This is a genomic window from Phytoactinopolyspora mesophila (assembly GCF_010122465.1).
GTDB lineage: Bacteria > Actinomycetota > Actinomycetes > Jiangellales > Jiangellaceae > Phytoactinopolyspora > Phytoactinopolyspora mesophila.
Window position 1 is genome coordinate 115,255 of the sequence record NZ_WLZY01000011.1, and the last position, 26,373, is coordinate 141,627.

Sequence of the window (26,373 nt, forward strand, 5' to 3'; positions counted from 1 at the left end):
CCTGGGAGTGCATCGTGAGCTTCACCGTCGTAGCGGTCATCGGGATCGCCATCATGCTCATGATCATGATGTTGCGGATGCCGGTGGCGTTCGCGCTCATGCTGGCCGGCGTCGTCGGCTCCGCCTACATGATCGGCACACCGGCCGCGATCCAGCTGCTGGCGGCGGACACATACCGGCAGTTCACGTCGTATGGGTTGTCGGTTATTCCGCTGTTCGTCTTGATGGGGCAGATCGCGTTCCGGGCCGGGATCAGCGAACGCCTCTACGCGACCGCGTACAAATGGATCGGCTCGCTGCCGGGTGGTGTGGCGGCGACGACGATTCTGGCCAGCATCGGGTTCTCGACGTTCTCCGGGTCCAACTCGGCGACGACGGCCACCATGGGCGCGGTCTCCTTGCCCGAGATGAAGAAGTACCGGTATCAGCCCGCCCTCAGCGGTGGAAGCGTCGCCATCGGTGGCACGCTGGGTGTCTTGATCCCGCCGTCGACGGCTTTGATCATCATCGCGATCCAGTCCGAGCAGTCCATCGCGCGGCTGTTCGTGGCGGCCTTGGTGCCAGGGCTGGTCGTGGGCGCCTTGCTGGTCGCGACGGTGCTGGTGCTGTGCTGGCGCCGTCCCGAGCTTGGGCCGCCTGGTCCCAAGGTGAGCTGGCCGGAGCGGTTCAAGTCGCTCACCGGGGTGCTGGAGGCACTGGCGCTGTTCGCGCTTGTCATCGGCGGGCTGTACCTAGGGTGGTTTACCCCGACCGAGGCCGGTGCCGTAGGGGCGTTCGGGGCGATCGTCATCGCGTTGCTCCGCCGCAGCCTCACCCCCAAGGCGTTGTGGGCCGCGGTGATGGACAGCCTGCGGATCTCGGCCATGGTGGTGCTGCTGGTGACCGGCGCGGTGGTCTTCGGGCGTTTCCTGAGCCTGACGCGGCTCCCGTTCGAGCTGGCGGCATGGGTCGGATCACTGGCTGTGCCCTCGATGGTGGTCCTGCTCATCCTGGTGCTGATCTACCTGGTGGGCGGTGCGTTCATGGACGCGCTGGGCTTTCTGGTCATCAGCATTCCGATCTTCTTCCCGCTGGCGGTGTCGCTCGGGTTCGACCCGGTCTGGTTCACCATCATCGTCACGCTGGTGACCACCATCGGCGCGGTGACGCCGCCCGTGGGTGTGAACCTCTACATCGTGAGTGCGCTGGACAAGGACCTCGACGTGGTGTCGGTGTCCAAAGGGACCGTCGTCTTCTTCATCCCGTACGCCTTGGCCATCGCCTTGTTCATCGCCGTCCCCGGATTGATCATCACCTGATGTGGCCATCACCAAGAAGGACGACGAGTAAGGGAGGACCAGCGGGATGGTTGACGACGATGCCAGGCACGACGACGGGGATCGGGACGAGCAGCAGCGGTATGTGGACGAGATGGTCCGCCGCCGCGGTTACGTCCTCGACTACCACCGGGTGATGGCGGCGCACGACCTACCGGTGCTCAAAGCAGCCAATGAGCTGGTGTCCGCCGCGTACCTGGAGGAACGTTCGCTCGACCGGCGGACCAAGGAGCTGCTGTTCGTCCTCAGTCTGACGGTGGTGCGGGCGGAACGGCACCACATCGCCAGCCACATCAGGGTCGCGCTGCAGCACGGCGCCACTCCGCAGGAGATCTTGGAGGCGATCGAGATCGCACTCCCGCAGGCCGGTGTCGTGGCATTCCAGCACGGCTTCGACGTATGGCGGGAGGTGGTCGGCGCCGAGGGGATCGAGCCCAGTCCGGACGTCCTGCCGCACCCGGAGACCCGGAATTGACCCGTCGGGGGGACGTGGCTGACCTGCCGCGTTCCGTAGCGTGACGAACCACTGGACAGGAACTCTCCGCACCAAGACGCACCACCGGACAACACGAGCATCGGAGCCGCGATGGATCCCGCCGCGAGGAGCACGGACGTTGTTGTTGACCTCGAGGTCAACGGGCGACGCGAGGTGCATACCGTGCCGGCGCGTACCCTGCTGGTCCATTTCCTGCGGGAGAACCTCGGCCTCACCGGCACCCATGTCGGCTGCGACACCACGCAGTGCGGGGCGTGCACCGTGGAGCTGGACGGGGTGGCGGTGAAGTCGTGCACGGTGCTGGCGGCGCAGGCCGCGGGGAGCTCGGTGCGCACCATCGAGGACGTCTCGCTGGGCACCGAAAACGGGCTCGACCCGGTCCAACAGGCGTTCTGGGACGAGCACGGCCTGCAGTGCGGGTTCTGTACGCCCGGCATGGTGCTCGCGGTCCGGCAGTTGCTGCGTGACAACCCCAAGCCGACCGACGACGAGGTACGCCATGGCATCGACGGCAACCTGTGCCGTTGCACCGGCTATCAGAACATCGTTGCCGCGGCGCTCAAGGCGGCGAGTACGCAGGAGCCGGCGACCACGAAGGCGACGTCGACGGCGAAGGCGGACTGACGATGTACCCAGCGGAGTTCGCCTACCAGCGCCCAGCCGATCTCGACGGCGTGTTCACCGCGCTGGAGCAGCATGCCGGTGAAGCCAAGCTGATCGCCGGCGGCCAGAGCCTCCTGCCGATGATGAAGCTGCGCCTCGTCAGCCCGGCCATGCTGATCGACCTGGCCGGCACTGCAGAGCTGCGCGGTCAGTGGCGTACCGAGAACGGCGTCCGGATCGGCGCGCTGACCACGTACCGCGAACTACAGCACAGCTCCAGCACCCTCGGGTTGCTGCCCGGTCTGGCGGACACGCTGGAGGTCATCGCCGACCAGCAAGTCCGTGCCCGCGGCACCGTCGGCGGCGCGCTGGCCCACGGCGACCCTACGGCCGACCTGCCCGCGCTGATGCTGGCCTTGGACGCGGAGGTGCGGATCGGTTCCCGTCGCGGAGAACGGGTGATGGCCCTCAGCGACTTCGTGACCGGCATCTTCTCGACGGATCTCGCCGACGACGATGTGCTGACCGCGGTTGACGTGCCCTTGCCGCCGCCCGGGACCGGAGCGGCCTACGAGAAGTTCGAGCAGCCGGCCAGCCATCTCGCGTTGTGTGGGGTGGCTGCGGCGCTGACCGTCGTCGACGGTGTGGTCCACCGCGCGCGGGTAGCCATGACCGGCGTATCCGGGACACCCCGGCGGCTCCCCGTGGTGGAGGACGCGCTGCTCGGCGCCGCGGCGGATCCAGCGGTGCTGGATGACGTCGCGGCGCTCGCCTCCCAGGGTGTCGAACCGCTCAGTGACCTGCACGCCCCGGCCGAATACCGGCTGCACCTGCTCGAAGTGGCCACCCGGAGAGCCCTGCAGGTCGCGGCGTCACGAGCTGGAATGAGGTGGGCCGCATGAGCGAGCCGAACGAGACGGACGAGATCAACGATGACGCCGTGCTGGTCAGGCGCACGGGCACGGTCACCACGTGCACGCTGAACCGGCCCGGGACCGGCAACAAGCTCGACGCGACGCTGCTGGACCTGCTGGCCGAGCGCGTCCGTGAGGCCAGGGACGCCGGCACCCGGGTGCTGGTGCTCCGTGGTGCCGGAGACGACTTCTGCCTCGGCCGGCAGGGCCCTAGGCTGGACGGCCCGCCGACACCGAGCATCCTCAACGCAGAATTTGCCCGCGTCCAAGGCGTGAACGAACTGGTCGAAGATTTCCCCGGGCTCACCGTCTCGGTGGTGCACGGCCGGGCCTTGGGCGCCGGGGCCAGCCTGGCCGGCCGGTGCGACCTGGTCGTGGCCGCCAGCACCGCGCGGCTCGCCTTTCCCGAAGTCCCGCACGGCATCGCACCCACCGTCGTCGCTTCGTACTTCGTTCACCGGCTGAACCGCACCGCCCTCCTGGACCTTTTACTGACCGGGCGGGTCGTGGACGCGGTGGAGGCGCAGCGACTCGGCCTCGTGTCCCGGATCGTCGACGAGGAGACTCTCGACGGCTCGGTCGACGCGCTGGCCGAGGAGCTCGCGCGGCTGGACCCGGACATCGTGCGGACCATCAAGTCGTTCATCGGCGTCGCGTCGACGGTGCCTCCACGGACCGCCGTCCGGCTCGGCGTCGCCGAATTGGTCAATCAGATGGTTGACCAAGCCGCCACCGACCAAGCCACCACCGACCAAGCCACCACCGACCAAGCCACCACCGACCAAGCCACCACCGACCAAGCCACCACCCCCGACCCGTCCATCGGAGGATCGAGATGAGCAGCACCGAACTCACTGTGCGTAAGACCTTCGCCCAGGTAGAGGAGATCCGGCTGGCAGCCGGCGTATCCGACGACGACGGCCCGCTGCGCAAGGTCGCCGTCTGCGTGGTGTGCACGAACCCGTTCGCCGGCCAAGGGTACGTTGCCGACCTGGCACCCCTGGTGGACGCGTCGGGCGAGATCGGGACCTATCTCGGCACCGAGGCCGCACGGCTGCTGGGTGCGCCGGTCGAGAGCTACGGCAAGGCCGGGCTGGTGGGCACCTCGGGTGAACAGGAGCACGTCAACGCCGCGCTGACGTCGGTGTTCGGCAACGCGTTCCGGGCCGCGATCGGGGGCGGGAAGGCGTGGATCACGTCGGCGACGAAGGTCTCCGCACCCGGTGCCGTCATCGACGTGCCACTGGCCTTCAAGGACGAGATCTGGGTGCGCAGCCACTACGACGCCTTGGAGATGCGTATTCCTGACGCGCCGCTGCCGGACGAACTGGTGATCATCGCCGCAGTGTCTAACCGGGGCCGGATCAACGCCCGGGTGGGCGGGCTCACCGTCGACGAGGCCCGGGCCGGCGGTGCGTCGTGACGGCGCGGCTCGCCGTCGTCGGCGCCGGGACGGTGCTCTCCGGCGACCGGACCGCCCCGGTGATCGGCGACGCGGACACCGTGTACTGCGAAGACGGCGTGATCACCGCTATCGGCACGGAGAGTCAGCTCGGTGCGCAGATCGACGCCGCGGACACGGTGATCGACGCGCGCGGCAGCACCCTGGCGCCGGGTCTGATCGACTCGCACTGCCACGTGGTCCTGGGGGACTACACCCCGCGGCAGAAGACCGTCGACTTCCTGGCCAGCTATGTACACGGCGGCATCACCAGCGTGGTCTCTCCGGGCGAGATCCACGCACCCGGCCGTCCGCACGACGCCACCGGAGTGAAGGCGCTGGCCATCGCCGCCCGGTCCTGCTTCGAGAACTTCCGGCCGGGCGGCATGCGGGTGCACGCGGGGGCCGTCGTCCTGGAACCGACGCTGCGGCGGGAGGACTTCGCCGAGCTGCAGCGCGCCGGTGTGCACCTGGCCAAGTTCGGCTTCGGCCGCTACGAGGACCCCTCCGACGGCGTCGACCAGGTCAGATGGGCCCAGGAGCACGGCATCACGGTGATGTGCCACTCCGGTGGTGCCAGCATCCCCGGCAGCAAACCCATCACGCCGGAGCATCTGCTGGAACTCGCGCCGGACGTCTGTGGGCACATCAACGGCGGTCCGACCTCGCTCAGCGAGCAGGGGGTCGACCTCATCATCGAGCAGACCACGATGGCGCTGCAACTGGTCCAGGCCGGCAACGTGCGCTCCGCGGTGCGGATCCTGCGCAAAGCCCTGGACGACGGTCAGTTCCACCGGGTGGTCATCGGCTCGGACACTCCGACCGGCACCGGCGTGATGCCGCTGGGTGTGCTCAAGACGGTGGCCGAGCTGTCGTCATTGGCCGGTGTCGACCCCGCGTTGATGTGGGCGGCCGCGACCGGCAACAACGCCGCGACGTGGGACCTGCCGTCAGGCTATATCCGCCCCGGAGCGGCCGCGGACCTGGTGGTGATGGACGCGCCCTGGGGGTCGACGGCCGACGACGCACTCGGTGCGCTGCGGATCGGCGACCTACCGGGGATCAGCGCCGTCGTCACCGCCGGGCAGGCCCGGGGACTGCTGAGCCGGAACACACCGCGGGCGGCCCGGCTGGCCACGATCGCCCCGGCGCAGCCGCACCTGGAGCCGGCCCATTGACCCGCACCGTTCACCTGACCACTGAAAACACCGAGGCCGGCACAGGCCGATCGGATAGAGGAGGACACGACATGTCCATGAAGGTGATCGTCGACCTGCAGGCATGTCAGGGATACGCCTGCTGCATGATGGAGGCACCGGCGGTGTTCGACCTGGACGAGTCCGCAGGCAAGGCGATCGTCCTCGAGGAGACGCCGTCGGACGAGCTCCGCACGCAGGTGGAAGCCGCAGCCAGAGTCTGTCCAGCGCGCGCCATCACCGTCGAGAACGGCTGATCCGGTGCGCCGCGTCGTGGTGGTAGGGGCTTCGCTGGCTGCGGTGCACGCAATCGAAGGGCTACGCGAGCACGGCTATGCGGGCGAGATCCTGTTGATCGGGGCCGAGCCGCACCTACCCTACGATCGCCCGCCGCTGTCGAAGGAAGCACTTCATCACGGTCCTGAACTGGACAAGGTCCACTTGCGGGCGCCCGAGTGGTACGTCGAGGCCGGCGTCGAGCTGCGGCTCGGCCGCCGCGCGAAGCACCTGAACCCGGCCCGGCGCGTTGTCGTCCTCGATGACGGTACACAGGAGGAGTACGACGGCCTCGTGCTCGCCACCGGATCCACCCCGAAGACGCTGGGCGGAGTCGGCCCTGTGCACACCCTGCGGACCGTGGACGACGCCATCGCCCTGCACGGGCAGCTGACACCGGGGAGACACCTAGTGGTGTTGGGCGCCGGGTTCATCGGGCTCGAAGTGGCCGCGACGGCCCGCGAGATGGGCCTGGACGTGTCCGTAGTCGAGCTTGCCCCGGTGCCTCTGACACGGGTTCTGGGCGACGAAGTGGGGCAGTGGTTCCGGACGCACCAGGAGGCACACGGCGTTCAGTTGCACTGCGGCAGCGTCCTGGACGGCATCGAAGCGGGCGCCCGTGGCAGCAAGATCCGGCTCCAGAATGGCACGGTGCTCTCCGCCGACCTGGTGGTGGCCGGGGTCGGCGTCACCCCAGCGACCGGATGGCTGGAGGGCAGCGGCGTGCGGCTGGCCGACGGTGTGGTGTGCGACAAAAGCCTGCACACCTCGGTGCCCGGCGTTGTCGCCGCCGGAGACGTCACCCGCTGGTACAACGCGTTGTTCGACGAGGAGATGCGGGTCGAGCAGTGGACGAACGCCGTTGAACAGGGCCGACACGCCGCCGCGTCGCTACTGGGCGCGGTCGAGGCATACACTCCAGTTCCATACTTCTGGTCCGATCAATTCAACGCGAAGATGCGTTTTGTGGGTCGGGCGAACGCAGCCGAGCAGATCCACGTCGAGCGGATGGACGACACGTCGATGGTGGCCCTGTTCGGCAGGGACGGGGTCCTGCGCGGGGCTCTGTGCGTGAATGCCGCTCGTCGATTGGCGCTGTACAGCCGGGCCATTCGCGACCAGGTGCCCTGGGGCGACGTCGTCGAGTCCTGAGGAGGTCGCTGGTGTCGCACCCGGAGCCGGCCGGTGCCGCAGCGGGACTCCGTGTTGCGGTGGACATCAGGGTGCTCGGTGAATTCAGCGTGTCGATCGGAGGCGATGCGGTCCGGCTGACCGGGCGCCGGGGGCGTGGGCTGTTTGCGTTGCTGGCGTCGCGGCCCGGACAACCGGTGAGTACGGCCGAAGTGCTGCGTCAGGTGTGGGACGCCGATGCGCCGGAATCACCCGGCGAGTCGGCACGCAACACGGTGCAGGCCCGGGTGTCCGCGTTGCGCCGGGCCGTGGGACCGGACCTGCTGCGCGCCGTGGAGACCGGCTACGTGCTGGACCTTCCGCCAGATGCGGTCGACGCGGTCCGTTTCGAGCGTGCTGTGCGACGCGCCAGGGAGTTCCGGGCAGCGATGTCGATGGACGATTCCAGCGTCGCCTATGCCGATGCGCTTGGCCAGTGGCGAGGGGAGCGTGCCTACGCCGGCCTTCGGTACGTGCCTGCTCTGGCGAAAGAGGCAGATCGCCTCGCTGAGCTGCGACTTCAGGTGCTGCAGGAGAGCCTGGCGCTGGAAATCGAGCGTGGACGTTATGACGAGGTCGCCGCGACGCTGGTCGACGCCACCAGCCGGCACCCCGGTGTCGAGGAGTTGTGGGCCCTGCGGATGCTCGGCCTTTACGGACAGGGGCGGCAGGCCGAGGCAAGCGAGATCTACGTCGAGGCCCGCCGTCAGTTGCGTGAACAGTTCGGCCTCGACCCAAGCCCGCGGCTGCGGGAGCTCGAATCGATGATCCTGCACCAGAAGGACCCGCGCAGCGCTGGGCTGCGCATCCTCGGACCGGCTCGGATCGCGCGGCCGGCGACCTCGTTCGTGGGCCGGCAGGAGGATCTCGACCAGGTCGCGGCACTCGTGTCGGGCGCTCGGCTGGTCTCCCTCACCGGACCCGGCGGAGTGGGTAAGACCCGGCTGGCCATGGAGGCCGCGCAGGCATTGGTGGACACGTGTGCAGCCGTCGCGGCGCACGGGGTGACCGTCGTCGACCTGATCGAATACCGACGTAGTGATGATCTTGCTGGAGCGGTGCTCGAGGCGCTCGGCCCGGTGGTGCCGTCGTCGAGATCGGTGGCGACCAGTACGCAGGCTCGTCGTTCGCTCGACATGTTGTGTGACGTCCTCGCCGACCGGCGGCTGCTGCTGATCCTGGACAACTGCGAGCACCTGATCGACGACATCGCGGCCTTGACGTCCGCGTTGCTCGCCCGCACCACCGCCACGCATGTGCTGACCACCAGCAGGGAAGCGCTTAATGTGCCGGGCGAGAGTGTCTACGTCGTGGATCCGCTGGACGACGATCCCGCGGTACGGCTGTTCCTGGACCGGGTGCGTGCGACCCAGCCCGATCTCCACGTCGACGACGTCCGGATGCGGACCGTGACCACGATGTGCCGCCAACTGGACCGGCTCCCCCTGGCCATGGAACTGGCCGCGGTACGCATCCGGGCGCTCGGAATCGACGAGGTCGCCCGCCTGCTAGACGACCGGGTCGGCCTGCTCAATCACGGTGCGCGAACCGCTGCCGCCAGGCATCGCACTCTCGAGGCGGTCATCGACTGGAGCTACGACCTGCTCGACGAACGCGACCGGCGGGTGTTCGAGGTGTTGTCGGTGTTCCGCGGCTCGTTCGCCGTACGCCATGCCAGGCAGGTGTGTGTACGGGTGGGTAGCACCGAGGCGCAGGTCATGGACAGTATCGAGCGGCTCGTGTCGCGATCGATGGTGCAGGCCGAAACCGGGCCGGACGGTGGCCCCCGGTTCCGGCTGCTGGAGACGATGCGTGCCTATGCCGCCGAGCGGTTGCGTGCCTCAGGGCGGGAGCAGGGGGCCGTCCTCGCTCACGCGCAGGTATATGTCGAGCTCGTACGGAAGCAGATGCAGGTCTTGAAGACCGAGCGGCAGGCGAGCGCGGTCGCGGCCTTGATGAGTGAGGACCCGAACATCCGCGCCGCCCATAACAACGCGGTCCAGCGGCGGTTCGGCGCGCTGGCGCAGGAGTTCGTCGGCGCCCTCGGCTACGTCGCCTGGATGCGCGAGGGCCGGGCGCCGGACTGGGGCATGGTGGTGCGCTCGTTGGACCTGCCTGCCCGCGACGTCGAGATCCGGCTGCGGGCCCTGGCCTGGGCCACCCACCTGGGCTCGGTGTTCGGGCACGCCGAGGAAGCCGTCCACTACGGCGAGATGGCCGCACGGCTGGCGGCGGCCCACCCGGAGTGTCCCCTGCCGGAAGTCGGCTTCGCGTTGCTGGCCAGGGCACATGCACTGCACCGGCTGGGGCGCTGGGACGAGGGCGACGCGGTGTTGCGAGAGGCCCGGGAGGTCTCGGCCGTGGACGGCGACCAATGGACCCGCGCGGGCTGTGCCATGGTCCGCGGCCTGGGGGCGCTGGTACGTGGCTGGCTGGCCGAGGCCGACGAGCAGTTCATCGAGGCCGCGAACCGTTACCGCGCGTGCCCCGACCGGTGGGGGCAGCAGCGCGCGGCGTTGCGCCGGGCGATCGTCGGAGGTGCCCAGGGTGATCACGCGGGTGCGGCGCAGCTGCTGACAGAGGCGCTGGCCTTTCTCGACGAGCTGGAGCTGCCGGAAGCGGCCGTTCCGGCGCGAGTGGCGCTGGCGCGGGCGACTTTGTTCGCAGGTGACGTCGAGACCGCGCGCGGCATGGTGGAAACGCTGGAGCGTGGTGGGATCATCGGGCGGTTCAGCGAGGTGGGCGGGAGGGTGCTCCAATGTCGGGCTGTTCTCGCCGAACACGACGGAGCGGTCGACGACGCGGTGGAGCTGCACCTGGGGGCCGCGCGGCGGCTGCTGGACGCGGGGCTTTCGGCCGAGGCCATCGAATCTCTGGCGAGGGTCGTCCTGCTGGCCGGGCCTACGAGCTCTGCCGGGAGTTCCGCCGTGCAGGAAGCTGCGGCGGTGGCAGAAGGCAGTGCTGATCCGCGGGTACAGGCCACCGCGTGTGATGTGCGGGGGTTGGTCGACGACGACGCGGACGCGGCCCTGCAGCAGGCGGAGGCTAGGGCCATCCGCGCCCAGCATGGGCTGGCCATGCCGGCTCTGCTGGTTGCTCGCCCATGGGTGCCGGGTTGATGGGGGTAGACTCCGGCGCCGAGTCAGAAGGGTGGCGGATCGTCCCGGCCGGGCTCGGACTGCCCCGATTGTTCAGGTGGGCTGTGCCCACGGGCGGTGGCCGCGGCGCCGGCAGGTGGTGTGTCCGGCGCGATACGCGGGAACTCCACAACGCTGGAGTGGCCAGTAGGGCTGGTCCAACGCTGCCGGCCGCCGCCGAGATGCTCGACCTTCCAACCAGCGCGGTGCTTGTGCACATGGCAGGCTTTGCAGAGTGCCGAGCAGTTACATGCCGAGGTAGGACCGTACGGCCACGGGGCGCGGTGGTCGATCTCGCACCGGTACGCCGGACGATGGCAACCGGGCATGACGCATTCGCGGTCTCGAAGGAGCACGAAGTCCACCAGGTCCTGCGGCGGAACGTAGCGCGTAGTGCCGTAGTCGATCGCCTGCCCACCGGCGGGCGCGGTGCCGACCCATCTCCAGACTCCTGCCGCGGCGAGGCTACGGGCGACGTCGGCGTCGATCGGGCCGTACCCGTCCAGGTAACCAGGGTGTTCGTCCAAGCCCAACAGAGTGGACATCGGTACCGTCACGTTCACCGTGACCGGCCTCCCATGGGCTTGAGCCAACTTCGTGCCTGCCGGCGTGCCGCAGGCAGAACACCCGCGCTGCCCACCCAACCTGCCGGTGGCCAGAGATGACCACCCGAAGGAAGCCAGAGCATCAGCACGCCGCTGCGCTTTAGTGCGAGCCCCACACCGACCGCCAGAACCTGCTCCGGCTCGGCTTTCACGACTCGGGTCGGCGCTGGCATTCTCAGGGTCAGGGTCAGGGTCGTGGTCGCGGCACGTGCAGGTCCGCGAGTCCCGGCATGGGTCGCCTTTGTCGGCATCAGCCGCGGCGTTCAAAGCGGTCATGACCGCGGCGGCCTCCTCAGCCGGTAGGTAGGCGACCAGCCATGCCATGCCGTCCTCATCGGGTTCGGTCCACACATCTCGACGTTGCCGGGCCTCCCGCCGGCGCCGCTTGGCGCCAGCGGCGTCGAGTTCGTGGAGTAGTTCGTTCACGACCCGGGACAACTTCACGTCTGTCCATGTGTGCACGAACGGCAGTACTGCCTTCTTGATCAGGTCCGCGGTGCTCGCGTCGCACTTGCCCAATGCGGTGCTGAGGATCTGGGCCTGTCTCGCGTTCAGGCGCCCCTCGGCCAGTGCCTGGTGTACCGCGGGGTGATCTTCGACCAGGCTCACCGCCTGCGCGACGAGTTTCTCCGCCTGGGGTTTGGTCCACGGCCACACCGCACACAAGGCGCTTGCTGTCACCGCAACGGGATGCAACGACGCGAATCGGCCCGCGTCGTCATCCGGGCGCAACTCCGGGCGGCGGGTCAGCTCGGCGGCAGCCTCGGCTTGTTTGGCTGCAGCCCAGGCGATGATCTTCTCCCATGCGGCGACCGCGTCGGCGAGTTCGTGAACACCGAGCTGGCTCGGCGGAAACGCTTCTAGCGCTTCCGCAAGGGCAGCGCCGGGGAGCATGTCGGCGAACCCTGAATGGTCGACGCCCGGAACATGGCCCCACGGCCCGTTGAGCTCGTCCCTGTCGATCAGTTCTTCCGGATCGATAAGCCCTTCTGTGTCGGCGGTGAGCAATTCCTGCACGTCCGCCCACGGACGGGAGTGGTCCGGCGCGTCGAGCCCACCCAGGTCTTCTTCCACTAGTTGAGCCCAACTCGCATCCGCCGTCATGGCTCTATCGCCGGGAGGCGTATGCCCCGGCGACTGATGACGGCTGCGTTGACTCATAACGACAACGATAATCGAACACAGTTCTTATTTCAATCAGTTAACCAGGAAAAATAGTCGAATCAAACTGGTGAAGCGGGGCGGCAGTAGGCGGTCCATCGGCAGGAGAGCTGCGGATGTTGCCAGACGCTGTCTTATCGGCAGGTGCCGGCTACCGGGTCGTTCCGCCGGCCGCACGTGCTGCCGAACTCTTCGTAGTCACTGCCAATCTCCGCACTGAAGTACATGGCCCGCCACGGGATGGGACTGTGACTGCGCGTGCTCGACGAGCCGGCAGAGCGCGTTGATGCCTTGAAGCTGAACGAGGTTGGTAGCCGGAGCACTGAGCAGAGTGGGACTCCCGACGACGACGGCGAGCGACCGCGCGCGAGATATCGCGACGTTGAGCCGGTTGCGATTGGCCACGAAATCAACACCGCGGGGGGCGTCCTCGGCTGATGACGTGGTCAGCGACACGATGACGACGGGTGCTTCCTGTCCCTGGAACCTGTCCACCGTGCCGACTCGTGCTCGCCCGTTCAGCCTGCTGTGCAACAGGTTGACCTGGGCGTTGTACGGGGCGACGACCAGCAGATGGTCCGGCCCCAGCGGCGTCCGGGTGCCGTCGGCATCGGTCCACAGCCGCCCCGTCAGCTGGTCGATGAGCGAGGCGACGACGTCGGCTTCGGCGTCACTGCGGACGGCACAGCTGACGTGTGGCACCGGGACCCACCTGATGCCCGCGCCGCTCAGGACGTCGTCGCCGGCGACGATCTGCTGTTCAAGGCCTTCGCGTGGCAGGAGCAGGCCGTCGTAGGAGAGTTCGGACACCGGTGCGCACACGGCCGGGTGCATTCGCCACGTGACGTCGAGGAACAGCCCGTGCTCGGGTGGCACGGTGTCGTGATCACCGAGGACGTGCTCGAGAGCGGACACACCCGCGCCTTCCGGATGCATCCCCTGGCCGGGCTGAGGGAGCTGCTGGGGATCGCCGAGCAGAATGAGGGCGCCTGCCCCCGCACCGGCGGCCACGGTGTTGGCCAGCGACAGCTGTCCGGCCTCGTCGACCACCAGCACGTCGACGTGGATCTCCTCGCGGGCGAAGAGCCACGCCGTACCGGCTACGAGGTTCGCCTGGCCGTCGCGCAGCGCGGTCTCCGCGTTGCTGTTGGTGCCGACGACCGTGACGCGGGGATGGGTGCTGCCGCTGCTCTCCCCGGCCTTCTGGACGGCACGCACGACGGGTTCCAAATCGTCGTCGGCCTCCATCACGGCGTCGAGCAGGTTGGTGATGGCGCGGTGGCTCAACGCGGTGATACCGACCGTCTTACCGGCGCGCAGTAGTTCGATGACGGCCCGCGAGCCCGAGTACGTCTTGCCCGCCCCCGGAGGTCCTTGCACAGGCAGGACACCGGTGAGCGACGGTGCCACCCGGCACAACGCCTGAGCACCCGTCTCGGTGCTGAGGCGCAGCGGGACGTCGGCGGCAAACCGCGGCGGGTGACCGAGCAGGAGGTCGCGCACCCCGCGGTACGGGCCGTCGGCCTCAACGCCGTGCTGGGCGACCCAGGATCCGACCCGCCGCAGGGCGGTTTCGAGGGGACCGGAACGGATGGGTCCACCGGGCAGCAAACCCGCCGGGTGGAGATCGCCACGCTGGAGTGAGCGTTTGAGTTCGACCTGGCCCAAGTCGAGATCCAGTGCGACGACGATGCTGGTCTCCGCCTCGGACCCGGCGTGCTGGGCCTGCTCGCCGACGCGGAGCCGGCACTCTTGCGGCGGGGTGGTGTAGCGCCAGACGCCGGAGCGTTTCTCGGTGCGGACCAGGACAGGGCTGTGCAGCTCGCCGAGCGCCGCGGGATCGTCGACGAGTTCGTCGAGGCCGAGCGCCTGGGCGCGGAAGAACTCCCACCAGTCGGCCCGGGCTTCACGCCGGTGCCATTCGAGTAGGCCGTTGAGGAGAGCGTGGGCCTGCTGCGCGGGGGTGCGCTCGTCACGATCCTCCGGCACGTCCGCGAGCAGAGCCGCCTCGATGGCCTCGAGTTCGGGGTCGCGTTCGGCATGGTGTGCGAGCGGCCCTTCGAGAGACGCATCGGGCCGCGGGAGCGGGCCAGTGGTGATGGTGAGCTCGGCCCGGCGCTCTTCGAGCCAGTCGCGCAGGCGGCGGGTGCTGATGCAGTCATCCCGGTTGTACGCCTCGATGTCGTCCAGGATCGATTGGTCGGGCTGCTCCAGCCAACGCTCGTATTCGACGATGCTGGTGCCGGCGTCTTTGACGGACGCGCCGCTGCGGGCTTCGGCGTCGTAGAACTGCTCGAGCGCCTTGATCGAGTAGGACTCGGTGCCGATGCGCAGGCCCTGCCGGACCACCGCGTAGAGATCAACCAGCCGGCCACCACGCAACAGGGCGTCAACGTCGTCGACCCTGGTGGCGTAGCGCTGCGACAGTGACTTGAGCCGGCTGGGCTCGTAAGGAGCGTAGTGATACACGTGCATGCCCGGATGGGCGTGCCAGGTCCGCAGGATGTGGTCGACGACGTCCTCGAACGCGCGTCGTTCTGCCTCGGCGTCGTGCGCCCACCAGGCGGTGAAGTGGTCGCGAGCGTCAGAAATGCCCCACAGGTACTCGAGACCGTGATCTCCCCAGAACGGGTCGCCTTCGAGGTCGAGAAACAGATCACCCGGATCCGGTTCGGGGAGCAGCGCCAAGCCATGGTTCGCCTGGACCGGGGTGATCAGCTGGTACGGCGGCAGATCTTGGGAACGGGCCGCCACCTGCAGGCGGGCCTGCTGCGCCAGTTTGGTCCGGGTGGACGGGGCGACGGAGCGGACCGTGGCCAGTGTCTGCTCGGGCGCGGCGGCGAGCGCCTCGACCGTCGTGATTCCGGCATCGTGGAAGGCCTCGCGCTGGTCGCGGCGCAGGGACGGAACGAGGACGAGGTCGTCCTCGGCGTGCCATTGGCCCGCGCAGCTCTGAGCCCACCGGCACACCGCACAATGCCCGACCCGGACCGGGCTCGTGGTGGGTGGATCGGCCAGCCAGGACTGGTACTGGTGCATGGCCCGGCGGGTGTACGCGGCGACGTCGACGTACGGGACACTCACGCTCTCGCGATTGCCGAGAATGACGGTGAGTGTCTCGGGGGGTGTGCCTTGTAGCTGTTCAAGACGCTGGGCGTAGACAGCCATCTGCAGCAGGGCCGAGGCCTTGACCTGCCGGGCGAGTTTGGTGTCGGCGATGTTGTACGACCAGCTCCCCAAAGCACTGGCTCGGTGGTCATTGCGGATCAGGAAGTCGGCGTGCCCGCGCCAGCGTCCGTCGTAGAACGTGGCTTGAAAGATTCGCGCCGCGCCGGCTTTCATCGCGTGCAGCGTGAGTTGCTCGGCCTCTACAGGGTCGGACGTGGGAGGGATCTCCGCGACGTGGTGTTCACGCGACATGTCGGCGAGCACGGCGACCTCGTGGGCATCACCTCGGGCGCGGATGAGGTCGGCGCTGGCGTCGTCATCCATGGGCTTGGGACGACGGCCCTCGGCAACCTCGCGATTCAGCGTGGTGAGGTGCGGGCAGGCCAGGTGGGCGACGAGGTCGGTGGGGCTCACCACAAGGCCACCGGATCCGTTGAGATACATCCGCGGCCCCCTTCGGCCTGCCTTGCCGGGTCAAGCGCCTGCTTGCTAGGTCAAGCCTGCACCATGCCACCGACACAACCGGTCACCTCAGCGGCACCCGCCCCCACTGTTCTCGATCACCGAATGTTCAGTCGCCGAAAATGTGGCCGAGCAACTCGGGGCCGACGAGATCGACGTCGCTGAAGCGCCGCGCCACCGCGGCGAAGTCGGGGGCCCGCTGGGACAGTTCGTCACCGAGCCTGCGCGCTTCTTCTGTCTGACCGGCGGAGGCGAGCACAATGGCCCGCCAGAGGAGCAGATCGGAATCGAGTTCGGCGACTTCGGAGTACTCCGGCAGCTGGTCGACCGCCGCGTCCGGTTGGCCGTCGAGGGCCAGCTCGAAGGCCATCACCGTGCGGTGATAACGCCAGTTGTGCTCCACCATCCGGCTGAGCTCGCCCAGTGGGTCGGGATGGTCGTCGATCCGAAGATCGGTGATGGTGTCCCGCCACGGCCGCCCGCTTCGTTCCGCGCGGACGACGAGTATCGCCGCCGAGCGCTGGCCACGCTCGTCACCGCCCGCGGCCTGTGCCGCCTTGAGCGCGTTCATCAACCGGCGCGGGAGCCAGCCCGAGGAGTCCTCGTACGCCTCGACCATGCTTTCCCATACCCGCGGACCGCGCACGATGTTGGCGAGCGACGCGCAGGTGTCTCCCTTGAGGTGCCCGGCCGAACCTACGCATGCCTCACCCGTGTACACCTCGATGGTGCCGTAGGTGTCGACCATGCCGACCTGGCGCCGCTCCGGATGGGGGTCGACGCTGCGCAGCGCTGTCAACGCCTCAGCTGCCGTGAGTCCGGCCCGCAGACCGTCGAGGCCCAGTTCGCCGTACATCGGCTCACCCATCGACTGAGTGGCGACGAGGCCGTAGCCGGGGGTGGCCCACGGGACACTGGACCCCACCGCGAAAGCCTGTGACTGGGTGGCCACACCCATGAAGCCGGTCTCGGGGTCGCGGGCGATGATGGAGTACGTCATTCACTCGACCCTAGAGGTTCAGCTCACGCGACGGCAGCACCGGCGCGATGCTCAGCGACAAGGGGTGTGGCCGGACGTGCCGTCGTGCCCGGTCACCCGGTCGATCAGCAGCCAGCCGTCATCCCAGACGAGCTCGTAGATGAGGGACCAGTTGGTGCAGGACTCACCTTCCGGGCCGTGCTCCGGCGCCTGGATGCTGACGAATTCGAGCCAGACCTCGGCGCCGTCGGTCGTCTCCTCGATCGTGTGGATCTCGAAGCCGAAGTCGTAGCTCGTCTCGAGTGCCGCCGCGAACTCGTCCATGGTCATCGAGTCCTGCAGCCTGGGCGAGAGCTGGTCGAACGCGAGCTCGTAGTCGCCGGTGTTAATGCCCGAGAAGTAGGCCGCCAGGGTGGTGACGACCGTCATGTGCAGGTCGGCGGACTCCTCGACGCCGGGCAACTCGACGTCCGGTAACTCGGTGTGGTCCGGACCGAGCGGCAGTTCACATTCGGCCGGTTCCGGGATCTCGAGCCTGTCGGGTTCGGTCAGCCGCTCGGCGATGAGTTCGGCTCGCAGCGCGTAGCTGAGGCCTTCGGTTTCGAGGTCTAGCGCGAGCAGCATGCCGACGACGTTCCCGTCCGCGCGCAGGACGGGGGCGCCCGAACTGCCGGGGCTCACATCCATGTTCAGCTGGATGTGTGGCCAGCGTGCCTCGCCGGCGCGCGCCGCGGTGCCGGTCGTCATGGTCAGGGGGCCGCCCCGGGGATGGCCGAGCACGGCGAGTGACTCGCCGGCTTCGACGTCGCGTTCAGCGAGGTCGAAGTGGTGGCCGCCGATTTCCGCGTGAGTGTCGATGACGGCGATGTCCATCTCCTCGTCCATCCCGACCAAGCTCGCCTGGTGGGCCTGGCCGTCGTTCAAGACGGCCACGGAGGCCGCCCCATCGACGACGTGCGCGGCGGTGACGATCCGGTTCCCGGAGACGAGGAACGCCGACCCGAGCCCGGTGCCGTCACACGTGGTTGCGTGCACCATGACAACTCCGGAGTGCACGTCGTCGTAGAGAGCGGTGAAGTCGGCGTCCGGACCGGTGGGTTCGGTCGCGGGCGAACCGGGATCCGGGCTGGCATGTTGTCCGCTCGGGGACGTCGGTTCCTCCGGCGTCCCCGGCGGCGAAGGGGCTGGGGTGGTCTGCGCGGGAGCGGTGGCCTCGTGCGGGTCGCCGTCGTGGTTGATGAGGTACGTACCCAGCGCGCCGCCACCGAGGACGGCCGCCAGCACCACGGACACAGCGACGACGGACGCCCGGGAACGCCACTTGGGCCGCGGAATCCGCGCACCGGCGCGCGGCGTCGCCGCCCCGCATCCGGGGCAATTTTTCTCGGCGCTGGAGAACTTCGCGCCACACCGCGTGCAGAACATCGCGGACCCCGCTTCCACCTTTCCTCATGGTGGCACAAGGAGCCGACCCTGGCGCCAGAGTTGCCCCGCGCGAACTCGCGGCGCTACCACCCAACAGCGAGGTCTACCGGTGGAAATGATCTGTGGTTAAGATCACCAGCACTGAGGGTCACGTCGAATGCGGGTGAGCCTATGGCTGTACATCCTGTCGGTATCGATCTAGGAACCACGTACTCGGCCATTGCCTATATCAATGACCTGGGCAAACCTGAGATCCTTCCGAACCGCGAGGGGGAGGCGATCACGCCGTCCGTGGTGCTCTTTCAGGGTGGTATGCCTCTGGTGGGTTCCATGGCCAAGCGGTCCGCGGCCGTCGCGCCGGACGACGTCGTCCAGTTCGTCAAACGTCAGATGGGCAACCGAAGCTGGAGTTTCGAGGCTAGTGACGGCTCGGCGTATTCCCCGGAGGAGGTCTCGGCGCTGATCATCAAGCGGCTCAAGGAGGACGCCGAGCTCATTCTCGGCGAGGGGACAGTGAGCGATGCCGTCATCACGGTTCCCGCGTACTTCGACGACGCCCGGCGTCGCGCCACGATGGACGCGGGCCGGATCGCCGGCGTGAATGTGCTCCGGGTAATCAACGAGCCCACGGCGGCGGCGCTCGCATACGGCATCGAGAACGATGAGGACGGAACCATCCTCGTCTTCGATCTCGGCGGCGGCACGTTCGATGTCACAGTGCTCCGGGTCTCGGGCGGTGAGTTCGACATTCTCGGTACCGAAGGCGACCGCAACCTGGGCGGCTTCGACTGGGACAACAAGCTCATCGAGCACGTGAATCAGCGCTTCCAGGCGGTCGGCCGGACGAGTCTGGTCGACGACGACACCGCGCTTGCCGACCTGCGGGACAAGGCCGAGCTGGCGAAACGGAGTCTTACGAGCGTTCCGAAGACACAGATCGCGGTCACCCACGGTGGAGTCAGCCAGGCAGTGCCCGTCACTCGAGAAGGATTCGAGGAGCTGACGGCGGGTCTACTGAGTCGGACCAGGCACATCCTCGAGAATGTGTTGCACGACGCGCGCTTGTCCTGGCCGGACATCGACCGGATCTTGCTGGTCGGCGGCTCCACCAGGATGCCGATGGTCCGCTCGATGGTGGAGGAGCTCGCGGGGAAACCGGCTGAGCGCTCGATCAATCCGGACGAGGTCGTGGCGCTGGGAGCGGCCGTCCAGGCGCGTCTGAGTGTCGTCGACGCTGGTAGTGGTGACACCAACCTCCCCGCCTTGGCCACCGGCGATCCGGTCGTCATCAGAGACGTTACGTCCCAGACTCTGGGTCTGATCTTGCTGGATGGCGACGACCCGCAGCGCGACGACCTTCGCAACTTCCCGATCATCGAACGGAACACGAGAGTCCCGGCCCAGGAGAAACGCCAGGTCGGCACCGTCTACGAGGATCAGCGTGCCTTGCTCATAGAAATCACCGAGGGTGAAGACGCGGATCCGGAGTACGTGACGAAGATAGGTGAGCAGTCGGTACCGATACCCAGTTACCCGCGGGGCGCACCGTTCACCATTGTCTACTCGTACGACATCGACCAGATCATCCACGTACAGGTCATCGACGAGACGACGAAGGAGACCGTCGCCGATTTCGAAGTGGATAACAGCGCCAATCTCGGTCGCGGGGCGGTCGGTGTCGCTGCCGCCCGTATGAGCGGGATCGAGGTCGCCTGATGACCGATGTCGACTTCTACGCGATGCTCGAAGTCGAGCCGACGGCTGCGCCGACCGCGATCCGTGACGCGATCCGGCGGGAAAGAAGAGTGTGGATCAAGCGGCAGAACGCGCCTGATCCTCAGCGGCGAGCCGAGGCCGAACTGCGGGTCACCCAGCTGGACCAGGCGGAGCAGGTTTTGCTCGATCCGGCCAAGCGCCGTACCTACGACACCCAACGGGCCAGGCGGGAGCGCGAGGCGCAGAAATCCGACGGCGCCAAAGGCCGTCGCGATCAGCGCCGGCAGGCTGTCGATGAGGTCGATGAACTCATCGCGCGAGCCGCTGAATACCTCAGGTCCGGTAATCCTCGGCTGGCCCACGAAGCCGCCAGCGACGCGACCCGGGCAGCACCCCACAACGCACGGGCCTGGGCATTACGCGGCTCTGCCGCTATGGACCTCAACGACTATGCGCAAGCCGAGTCGGAATTGCGTGAAGCGCTGCGGTTGGATCCCGAAGCCAACGACTATGCGGTCGCGCTGGCCTATTGTCAGCTCAATCTCGGCTTCTATCCGCAAGCCAACGCCACGCTCATACAAGCCGAGCGGATCGATCCGAGCGACCGGGACACAAAATACGCCCGCGCTCAGTACTACCTGGCCCTCGAACGGCCGGACGATGCGCTCAGAACCGTGAATGTCCTGTGGGCCGCTTACCCTGGTGATCGCGACGCCAATGCGCTGGCTGCTGAAGCTCTGCGCGATATGACGCTCGCCCGGATGTCCATGCCGCGTGCGGACCGTTTCGTGTTCACCAGCTCGGCTCAGATCGCATTTGCCCGCGAACATCTGCAGCGGGCGGCCGCCATGACGTTCGACGACGACGAACTTCGTCGTGACATTGCCAGGTGGCTGAAGATAGCCGACGAGGCGGATCGAAGGGTATGGGTCCGCGGTTCGGGGTCGGACGACGAGGACCGCCTCAGCTCAGCCGTGGTCGTCATCGCCGTGGTCTCCACCGCCGTGTTTTTCGGGGTTGTACTTCACTTCTGGATCGCGCTGGTCTTCCTCGTGGCCATGCTGGGTGTATGGCTGAACGGGCGGTGGAAACCCCGATGGCGGGTGAATCGCGACATCTTGCAGAGAGAGGGCGGGCTACGGTGGGGGATCTGAGCCCGGAGCCGGACGAGGATCCACTCGCTGAGCTGACGCGTGAAGTCGCGGCGCTGCGGGATTTGTTCCAGCGCCGCTTGCTGGAAGACCGGGAGCGCCGACGCCTGTACGACGAGTTGCATGAACAGTTGCAGTGGGCCCGCGACGGATTGTCCCGCCAGGTACTGGCGCCGTTGCTGCAGGAGTTGTGCCTGATCGTGGACCGGCTCGATTCAGCCCCGGAAGATGAGTTCACGGATTCGATCCGGGCCGAACTGGTGGAGGTCCTGGAACGTCGCGGCGTGACAGCCATCCTCCCGCATGGCAAGCCGTTCGACCCAGCGCACCATGAGGCCACCGGCACCGAGCCGACCGGTGATGGCCAGCTTCCGGGTGTGGTGGTGGCCGTGCAGCGGCCCGGCTATCTGCTGGGTGACACCCTCCTTCGGCCGGCCCGCGTGGTCGTCTCGGCCTGAACCTGGCGCCGGAAGTAGTCGGCGGAGAATTCGTCGTCGGGGTAGAACGTCTCGATCGCCAGCTCGGCGACGGTGATGTCGGCGGGGGTCCCGAACACCGTTGTCATGCTGAACATGGAGATGACGCCGTCGTCGGTGCGCAGCCGGCAGGGAACCACCAGGGAGGGCGTCGCGGCACCCCCGCTTGGCCGTGGCGCCGGGTAGGCGCGAAGCACCCGGAGGAGCTCGCCCAGCTGAGGATCAGCCGTCTTCTCGTGATCGAGTTCGAGCCGGGCGAAGATGTGGTTCCGCCATTCCGGCAGGTTCACGATTCGCGGTGCCAGCCCGTCCGGGTGGAAGGTCAGGTGCATCACGTTGACCGGTGGCTCGAGGAGGAAAGGCGCGGCACCGGCGATCAGTATGTCGATGGCATCGTTGGCAGCGACGAGGTTCCAGCCGCGGTCCACCACCAGGGCGGGGAACGGCGTGTGAGCATCGAGAACACGGTTGATGGCGTCGTTGACCATCGACAGCGGTGGGTCACTGAGCCGGCGTTGCGAATAGGCGGGTGCGTAGCCGCTGCTGAGCAGCATCGCGTTGCGGTCGCGCAGAGGCACGTCGAGGCATTCCGCCAACCTCAGGATCATCGCCGCCGTGGGGGTCGACCGGCCGTTCTCGATGAAGCTGATGTGCCGGGAGGAGACCTCGGCCTGCAGCGACAACTCCAGCTGAGTGAGGCGTCGTCGCTCGCGCCACCAGCGCAGCGACTCACCGACGGAAGACACGGTCTCGGTCAGGGTCATGGCTTCAATGTAGGCGGTCTCCGGCGCTGTCCCATTACCTCTGACGTAATCGACCAGCGTGCTTCCCGGCCGAATGATTGATCTCATCCACACCGGAGCTGATGAGAGGGACCAGACATGACTGAGTACGTGAACCCGGGCAGCGAGAAGAAGACGCCTGCCTACGGGATAGCGCATCTGCACGACGTACAACTCGGCGACGGCATTGTCGAGTACTTGCGCGGGATAGACGCCACGCTGCAGCCGTTCGGCGGACGTTTCGTGATTCACGGCGGCGTCCCGACCGTGCTGGAAGGAGACTGGACCGGCGACCTCATCGTCATCGAGTTCCCGGATCGGGAGAATGCGCTGGCCTGGTACCGGTCCGAGGCGTATCAGAAGATCCTGCCGCTACGCCTCGCGAACTCCACGGGTACGGCGGTGATCATCGACGGTGTTGACGCGGATCACGTTGCCACCGACGTCCTCGGCTGAACCAAGGGTGCTGCCGTCAGTATTGAGGGTCTCGGAGGGTGTGCGGCGGACGCTCATCGACCTCCAAGTCGACGACATAGCCCATGAACTCGCGATCGCCAGCGCCGTCCGCCCATCCGTCGGCATAGCGGACCTCAGTCACCTCGGCTGAACCCGGCACGGGCACGAGCATCGTCCCGGTGCCATCGGGCTGTTCGGTGTACGCGCAGCGGACGTGGAAGATCCCGGTAACGTCGCCGCGGGTGATGGGGGCGTCGTCCGGTAGACCGCCATGGTGCTCTTCGTGGTAATCGATCGAGTTCGCGAGTTTTTCACCTGCGACGCTGGTCAACCAGCCGATGTCGGGCTCGGCCTCGAGTGTCCACGCCACGGTGTCGCCGCTGCGGATCGGGTCGCCGCAGCACTGCATCTGCCACGAGTCCACCCACACCCTGATCCGCATCCGGCTAGTTTGCCAGCCGTCGTCGGGCGAGTTCACCAGGTTTTGCCGTGCAGGTCAGGGGCTGGTGACTACCTGGCCGGCCCAGGAGAGACCACCACCGAAGCCGAACAGCAGCGTGGGTGTTCCACTGGTGATCTCGCCGCGCTCGACCAGCTTGGCCAGCGCGAGCGGAATGGAGGCCGCCGATGTGTTGCCGGAGTCGATGACGTCGCGGGCGATGACCGCATTCTCCGCATCCAACTGACGGACGAGCGCGTCGATGATCCGGAGGTTGGCCTGATGGGTGACGATGGCGCCGAGCTGGTCAGGGGTGATGCCGGCGCGCTCGCAGGCGGCGCGAGCCAGCGGAGCGACCTCGGTGGTGGCCCACCTGAAGACCGACTGGCCGTCCTGGCGGAACTGTGGCTTCCACCCGCCCTCGATGCGGACGGTGTGCCCGCGGCTGGGGTCGGTGCCCCAGACGACCGGACCGATGTGCCGGCTGGCGTCTGAGGTGGCTGACAGAACCGCCGCGCCTGCGCCGTCGCCGAGGAGGATGCAGGTGGAGCGGTCTGTCCAGTCGGTGACGTCGCTCATCTTCTCGGCGCCGATGACGAGCGCGTGCTGGGCGGCGGCGGCCCGGATGGCGTGATCAGCCGTGGCGAGGGCTGCCGAGAAGCCCGCGCAACCGTTGTTGATCTCGAACGCGGCGGCATCCGGGATGCCCAGCCGGCCGGCGACCTGGGCGGCGGTGTTCGGGCAGCGCTGCATCGCCGTACAGGTCGCCACGGTGACCAGACCGATGTCTTCGGGCTGCAGGCCGGCGGTGGCCACAGCTGCCCGGGCTGCGGCCGTCGCCAGGTCGGCCGCCGTCTCGTCTTTGGCGATATGCCTGGTGGCGATGCCGGTGCGACGGCGGATCCACTCATCACTGGTGTCGACCATGGCGGCGAGGTCGGCATTGGTGAGGACGTGTTCAGGCTGGTAATGGCCGAGGGCGACGATGTGAGAGTGGGGCACGGGGCCCTCCTTGTCCGTGGTCGCACTGTGGTGCAGGCAATCTTAGCGTCCGACCGATCGGACGTTAAGCGGCCTCGAACCGGCTATAGTGGCGATGTGAGCCCACGCAGGTCGGTAGCCGATGCCCGGCAGACCCGGGCGGTGATTCTCGATCGGGCGATGGAGAAGGCGTCGATCGAGGGACTTGATGGGCTGACCATCGGCCGGCTCGCCGCCGACCTGGGCATGAGCAAGTCGGGACTGTTGGGGCATTTCGGCTCGAAGGAAAGCCTGCAGCTCGCCGTGCTGGACGCCGCTTCTGCCGTGTTCGCGCGAGAGGTGGTCGCGCGGGCTGGGGGAACGCCCGCGGGAATGTCGCGTTTGGTCGCACTGTGCGACGCGTGGGTGTCATTTCTGGAACGTGGCGTGTTCCCTGGCGGCTGCCTTTTCACAGCGGCGGCGGCGGAGTTCGACGACCGTCCGGGGCCGGTGCGTGACGCCGTCGCCGGGATCCATGCCCGATGGCAGGAGCATCTGCGCCGCCACGTTCGACAGGCTGTGACGGATGGGGACCTGCCTGCGGATACGGATTCCGAACAAGTGGTGTTCGAATTGGTGGGCATTGTCCTCGCGCTCAATCACGCCTTGCAGCTGAACAACGACCGGAGGGCGCCGGAGCGCGCCCGCGACGCGATCGCCCGGCTCCTCTGCGGGCGGCTGCTGAGCGAGTACTCCGGTCTGCCGCCAGGAATACCGGGCATCCGGGCATGAGTTGGCCACGACATGACTGACACGCCTTTCAATCCGCGCGCCCTACTCGCGCAGAGCCGGCTCGGTGTCCTCGCGACGATCAAGGCCGACGGCCGTCCGCAACTGTCTCCGGTCACGCCCTATTACGACCAAGAGGCCGACGTCATCTACGTCTCTATCACCGAAGGGCGGGCCAAGACGGCGAATCTGCGCCGGGACCCGCGAGCCGCACTAGAGGTCACCAGCCCCGACGGGTGGGAATGGGCCACCGCCGAGGGCACAGTCTCTTTGACCGGTCCGGGCACCGATCCGCATGGCCCCGAGGTGGAGGCGCTGGTGGACTACTACCGCCGTGCGGCCGGCGAGCACCCGGATTGGGACGAGTACCGGGAGGTCATGGTGTCCGACCGGCGGGTGCTGATGGCGATGACGGTCGAGCACGTCTACGGCGAGAAGATTCGCTGACGGCGCACCGGACGCTGCGACCAGGAGCGCGTTATGCCCGCCGGGCGGAGTCGTCGTCGGCGGTATCGGCTTCTTCGTTGAGCGCGTCCGCCAGGTCACGCGCCATCTCGGTGTCGAGCTCGGCGACCTCCGAGCCGAGCAGCACCGAAACGCCGCCGCTGAGCGGATTCGCCGCGACGCCGACAGCGTCGACGAAGACGGGCTGCCACAGCGGTTGCACACGGACGACGGTGCCGTCGCTTGCTTGCTGCCAGGGGCCAATCGGTCGCGCGCCGATCCGTGCCAGGGCTTCGCGCGCGTCCTCGTCATTATTCATGCCGGCGTGGGTCACCTGCTGTCCGCGCACGTCGCGAATGATGATGTCGCCCGCGTTGGGCCGGACCGTCGCGGTCCACCCCTCCGGGATGACGGCCGGGGGCTCGTGAGCGTGGTCAGGGAAGGGGTTTGCCGTGCGGGCGGGAGGCTTTACCATGCCAGGCAACGTTACGCTGCCTCATCCCACCAGGCAACTTCGACGCTGCCTGCCATGCTCGTCCTGTGCCTATCGTGATCGACGGCGAGGAGTACATGGACCGGGCTGAGCTCGCTCGGTACCTCGACGTTGCTCCGAGCACCATCAGCGCCTGGGTGAGCCGGGAGAAAATGCCGCAGCCGGCCAGGCACGTCGGCCGTTCTCCGCTCTGGCGGGTGCGCGAGATCGACGCATGGGAAGCCAGCAGGCCGGGCAAGGGCTGGCGCAGTCAGCTCTGAGGATTGGCCCTCGGTTAGTCGATGACTCGGCGAGCACGCGGCTTGCGTCGTCGTAACC

General features: G+C 67.7%; 25 protein-coding genes. 17 read left to right on the top strand and 8 right to left on the bottom strand.

The window, feature by feature from the left end; translation table 11 throughout:
* Window positions 1-14: 14 nt before the first annotated feature.
* The 10 genes from F7O44_RS25145 (at window position 15) to F7O44_RS25190 (ending at window position 10,531) form a co-directional block, all read left to right on the top strand.
* Window positions 15-1,298, top strand: coding sequence for a TRAP transporter large permease subunit (locus F7O44_RS25145; protein WP_162453064.1), 1,284 nt, complete (start codon window positions 15-17; stop codon window positions 1,296-1,298).
* Between the two features lie 46 nt (window positions 1,299-1,344).
* Entirely contained in the window at window positions 1,345-1,791 is a 447-nt protein-coding gene (locus tag F7O44_RS25150) for a carboxymuconolactone decarboxylase family protein (protein ID WP_162453065.1), read from the top strand.
* A gap of 111 nt (window positions 1,792-1,902) precedes the next feature.
* Window positions 1,903-2,436, top strand: coding sequence for a (2Fe-2S)-binding protein (locus F7O44_RS25155; RefSeq protein WP_162453066.1), 534 nt, complete (start codon window positions 1,903-1,905; stop codon window positions 2,434-2,436).
* Between the two features lie 2 nt (window positions 2,437-2,438).
* On the top strand, window positions 2,439-3,317 hold the full coding sequence (locus F7O44_RS25160; RefSeq protein ID WP_162453067.1) for an FAD binding domain-containing protein: 879 nt from the start codon (window positions 2,439-2,441) through the stop codon (window positions 3,315-3,317).
* Window positions 3,314-4,168 (top strand): enoyl-CoA hydratase/isomerase family protein, encoded by an 855-nt coding sequence (locus F7O44_RS25165; protein WP_162453068.1) that lies wholly within the window; start codon window positions 3,314-3,316, stop codon window positions 4,166-4,168. The genes F7O44_RS25160 and F7O44_RS25165 overlap by 4 nt, the downstream gene beginning before the upstream one ends.
* Complete coding sequence (locus tag F7O44_RS25170) at window positions 4,165-4,752, top strand: amino acid synthesis family protein (RefSeq protein WP_162453069.1); 588 nt, start codon at window positions 4,165-4,167, stop codon at window positions 4,750-4,752. The genes F7O44_RS25165 and F7O44_RS25170 overlap by 4 nt, the downstream gene beginning before the upstream one ends.
* Window positions 4,749-5,948: an amidohydrolase family protein gene (locus F7O44_RS25175; RefSeq protein ID WP_162453070.1), complete on the top strand. Its 1,200-nt coding sequence runs from the start codon at window positions 4,749-4,751 to the stop codon at window positions 5,946-5,948. The genes F7O44_RS25170 and F7O44_RS25175 overlap by 4 nt, the downstream gene beginning before the upstream one ends.
* A 71-nt stretch (window positions 5,949-6,019) precedes the next feature.
* Window positions 6,020-6,223: a ferredoxin gene (locus tag F7O44_RS25180; protein ID WP_174255987.1), complete on the top strand. Its 204-nt coding sequence runs from the start codon at window positions 6,020-6,022 to the stop codon at window positions 6,221-6,223.
* Between the two features lie 19 nt (window positions 6,224-6,242).
* Window positions 6,243-7,394 (top strand): NAD(P)/FAD-dependent oxidoreductase, encoded by a 1,152-nt coding sequence (locus tag F7O44_RS25185; RefSeq protein ID WP_343073919.1) that lies wholly within the window; start codon window positions 6,243-6,245, stop codon window positions 7,392-7,394.
* Between the two features lie 11 nt (window positions 7,395-7,405).
* The gene (locus tag F7O44_RS25190; RefSeq protein ID WP_162453072.1) at window positions 7,406-10,531 is read left to right on the top strand and encodes a BTAD domain-containing putative transcriptional regulator; all 3,126 of its coding nucleotides are present in this window, start codon (window positions 7,406-7,408) and stop codon (window positions 10,529-10,531) included.
* Window positions 10,532-10,554: 23 nt separating this feature from the next.
* Here F7O44_RS25190 and F7O44_RS25195 read toward each other — a convergent pair whose 3' ends face one another.
* From F7O44_RS25195 to F7O44_RS25210, 4 genes are all read right to left on the bottom strand, one after another.
* Window positions 10,555-12,315: an HNH endonuclease signature motif containing protein gene (locus F7O44_RS25195; protein ID WP_162453073.1), complete on the bottom strand. Its 1,761-nt coding sequence runs from the start codon at window positions 12,313-12,315 to the stop codon at window positions 10,555-10,557.
* Window positions 12,316-12,513: 198 nt separating this feature from the next.
* Complete coding sequence (locus F7O44_RS25200) at window positions 12,514-15,927, bottom strand: TM0106 family RecB-like putative nuclease (protein ID WP_162453074.1); 3,414 nt, start codon at window positions 15,925-15,927, stop codon at window positions 12,514-12,516.
* A gap of 127 nt (window positions 15,928-16,054) precedes the next feature.
* Window positions 16,055-16,945, bottom strand: coding sequence for a DUF1028 domain-containing protein (locus F7O44_RS25205; protein ID WP_162453075.1), 891 nt, complete (start codon window positions 16,943-16,945; stop codon window positions 16,055-16,057).
* Window positions 16,946-16,996: 51 nt separating this feature from the next.
* Entirely contained in the window at window positions 16,997-18,367 is a 1,371-nt protein-coding gene (locus tag F7O44_RS25210) for a trypsin-like peptidase domain-containing protein (RefSeq protein ID WP_162453076.1), read from the bottom strand.
* 153 nt (window positions 18,368-18,520) lie between these two features.
* Between F7O44_RS25210 and F7O44_RS25215 the strand changes: the two genes are divergently transcribed.
* Genes F7O44_RS25215 through F7O44_RS25225 form a run of 3 tightly spaced genes read left to right on the top strand, consistent with a single transcriptional unit; the run spans window position 18,521 to window position 21,674 of the window.
* A complete protein-coding gene (locus F7O44_RS25215) occupies window positions 18,521-20,065 on the top strand; it encodes an Hsp70 family protein (RefSeq protein ID WP_162453077.1) in 1,545 nt (514 codons plus the stop codon).
* Window positions 20,065-21,219, top strand: coding sequence for a tetratricopeptide repeat protein (locus F7O44_RS25220; protein WP_162453078.1), 1,155 nt, complete (start codon window positions 20,065-20,067; stop codon window positions 21,217-21,219). The genes F7O44_RS25215 and F7O44_RS25220 overlap by 1 nt, the downstream gene beginning before the upstream one ends.
* Window positions 21,207-21,674, top strand: coding sequence for a nucleotide exchange factor GrpE (locus tag F7O44_RS25225; protein ID WP_162453079.1), 468 nt, complete (start codon window positions 21,207-21,209; stop codon window positions 21,672-21,674). The genes F7O44_RS25220 and F7O44_RS25225 overlap by 13 nt, the downstream gene beginning before the upstream one ends.
* Here the strand turns inward: F7O44_RS25225 and F7O44_RS25230 are convergent.
* On the bottom strand, window positions 21,620-22,456 hold the full coding sequence (locus tag F7O44_RS25230; RefSeq protein WP_162453080.1) for a helix-turn-helix domain-containing protein: 837 nt from the start codon (window positions 22,454-22,456) through the stop codon (window positions 21,620-21,622). The two genes, F7O44_RS25225 and F7O44_RS25230, sit on opposite strands and share 55 nt — an antisense overlap.
* A 117-nt stretch (window positions 22,457-22,573) precedes the next feature.
* Here F7O44_RS25230 and F7O44_RS25235 point away from each other — a divergent pair, with 117 nt between their 5' ends.
* Window positions 22,574-22,930, top strand: coding sequence for a DUF1330 domain-containing protein (locus F7O44_RS25235; protein WP_162453081.1), 357 nt, complete (start codon window positions 22,574-22,576; stop codon window positions 22,928-22,930).
* Window positions 22,931-22,946: 16 nt separating this feature from the next.
* On the opposite strand, the gene F7O44_RS25240 is transcribed toward F7O44_RS25235, so the two are convergent.
* Together F7O44_RS25240 and F7O44_RS25245 are read right to left on the bottom strand one after the other, a co-directional pair.
* The gene (locus F7O44_RS25240; protein WP_162453082.1) at window positions 22,947-23,372 is read right to left on the bottom strand and encodes a DUF6578 domain-containing protein; all 426 of its coding nucleotides are present in this window, start codon (window positions 23,370-23,372) and stop codon (window positions 22,947-22,949) included.
* Between the two features lie 54 nt (window positions 23,373-23,426).
* The gene (locus F7O44_RS25245; RefSeq protein ID WP_162453083.1) at window positions 23,427-24,371 is read right to left on the bottom strand and encodes a beta-ketoacyl-ACP synthase 3; all 945 of its coding nucleotides are present in this window, start codon (window positions 24,369-24,371) and stop codon (window positions 23,427-23,429) included.
* 96 nt (window positions 24,372-24,467) lie between these two features.
* Between F7O44_RS25245 and F7O44_RS25250 the strand changes: the two genes are divergently transcribed.
* Both F7O44_RS25250 and F7O44_RS25255 read left to right on the top strand, forming a co-directional pair.
* Window positions 24,468-25,121 carry a TetR family transcriptional regulator C-terminal domain-containing protein gene (locus F7O44_RS25250; RefSeq protein ID WP_174255988.1) on the top strand — a complete coding sequence of 218 codons (654 nt, stop codon included), beginning with the start codon at window positions 24,468-24,470 and terminating at the stop codon, window positions 25,119-25,121.
* Between the two features lie 12 nt (window positions 25,122-25,133).
* A complete protein-coding gene (locus tag F7O44_RS25255; RefSeq protein WP_162453084.1) occupies window positions 25,134-25,565 on the top strand; it encodes a PPOX class F420-dependent oxidoreductase in 432 nt (143 codons plus the stop codon).
* 31 nt (window positions 25,566-25,596) lie between these two features.
* Here the strand turns inward: F7O44_RS25255 and F7O44_RS25260 are convergent, their stop codons facing one another.
* A complete protein-coding gene (locus F7O44_RS25260) occupies window positions 25,597-26,037 on the bottom strand; it encodes a hypothetical protein (protein WP_162453085.1) in 441 nt (146 codons plus the stop codon).
* 65 nt (window positions 26,038-26,102) lie between these two features.
* On the opposite strand from F7O44_RS25260, the gene F7O44_RS25265 reads away from it, so the two are divergent.
* Window positions 26,103-26,315 carry a helix-turn-helix transcriptional regulator gene (locus F7O44_RS25265; protein WP_222851684.1) on the top strand — a complete coding sequence of 71 codons (213 nt, stop codon included), beginning with the start codon at window positions 26,103-26,105 and terminating at the stop codon, window positions 26,313-26,315.
* Window positions 26,316-26,373 lie beyond the last annotated feature (58 nt).